Source organism: Streptomyces sp. NPDC101166, assembly GCF_044768125.1.
GTDB lineage: Bacteria > Actinomycetota > Actinomycetes > Streptomycetales > Streptomycetaceae > Streptomyces.
This window is the reverse complement of sequence record NZ_JBIWPF010000233.1, coordinates 1-1179: the sequence shown is the minus strand read 5'-3', so window position 1 is coordinate 1179 and position 1179 is coordinate 1. Positions and strand designations below refer to the sequence as shown.

Here is a 1179-nt window from a genome sequence, read left to right as displayed (position 1 = left end):
GTTCGACGGAGCGAGCAGGATCACATCGGCCGACTCTATGATTTCCGTCACACCCGGTGCCGGTTTCGCAGCTTCTGCCCCAATAGTCACAAATCCATGGGTCTCAACGTTCGCCCGGTACCGGACCCACCACTCCTGGAAATGGATCGCGCGGCGTTCGCCAGCGTTCTCCGGGTCCGCGATGACGACATGGGTTTCGCAGCGGTCGTCGGTTGCCGGGAGCAGCTTCACCCCGGGCTGCCACCGATTGCAGAGCGCCTCGGTCACCGCGGAGAGCGGATAGCCCTGACGCAGCATTTCCGAGCGGATGAGATGGGTGGCGATATCGCGGTCGCCGAGGCCGAACCAATCGGGCTGGGCGTGGTATTTCGCCAGCTCCTCCTTGGCGCTCCAGGTCTCGTTCGCGTGTCCCCAGCCGCGTTCCGGATCGATGCCGCCACCCAGGGTGTACATGCAGGTGTCCAGGTCAGGGCAGATGCGCAGCCCGTGCATCCAGACGTCGTCACCGACATTGACGATGGCCGTGGTGTCGGCTCCGGGCAGCAGCTCGCGCACGCCCATCAGGAACCGGGCACCGCCGACTCCGCCGACCAGGACCGCGATCCGCAGGCCGGTGCCGGGCGCGGTGTCCGCTTGTTCTCGAGTCACATCCGCACAGCCTATGCCGTGACGGGCCGAAAGCGGCTCGCAGCTCATTTGCTGTGAATTTGCTGTCTGATCTGCGGGAACGTCGCCAGCGGGGGTCACAGATGGTAACGGAATCGCTTCGGCAGCTTGACCATCGCCGCTCCCGGCGTGTCTAATCACAGGCATGTCATTCCGGGTCCGCGTGAGAGTGCAAGGCGCGGACGGGTTTTCGAACAGCTGTTCGCACCGGAGTGGCGCAAGCTCGGGGATGGCCGCGGGACTACGCCGCGGTGTTGGGCCGTCGGTGGGATCGGCTCCGACGGATTAATCATTCTGCGCTAACACACAGTGAGGAGGCGGAGCGATGGCCGATGAGCTGGCCCCGTCGGGTATTCCGGGCGGTGTATCGCAAACCGATTCCACGACTGGCGCAGCACCTGACTTCTGCGCCGACGATCGGAACGGATACGAGGGGGGTGAACCGATGACGACGCGGCCGGGGGGCGGACAGTGGGCGCGAGCTGCCTACCAGCCCGAACCACCGCGGCTGAG

The 1179-nt window shown here is 65.4% G+C and carries 2 protein-coding genes; one reads left to right on the top strand and one right to left on the bottom strand.

From position 1 onward, the window contains the following. The coding region (cofD, locus tag ACIRS4_RS37990) for a 2-phospho-L-lactate transferase (protein WP_404204806.1) at positions 1–609 on the bottom strand (609 nt) is incomplete at its 3' end. Positions 610–991: 382 nt separating this feature from the next. On the opposite strand from cofD, the gene ACIRS4_RS37985 reads away from it, so the two are divergent. After that, positions 992–1179: hypothetical protein (locus ACIRS4_RS37985; RefSeq protein ID WP_404204804.1), on the top strand; the 188-nt coding region annotated here is incomplete at its 3' end.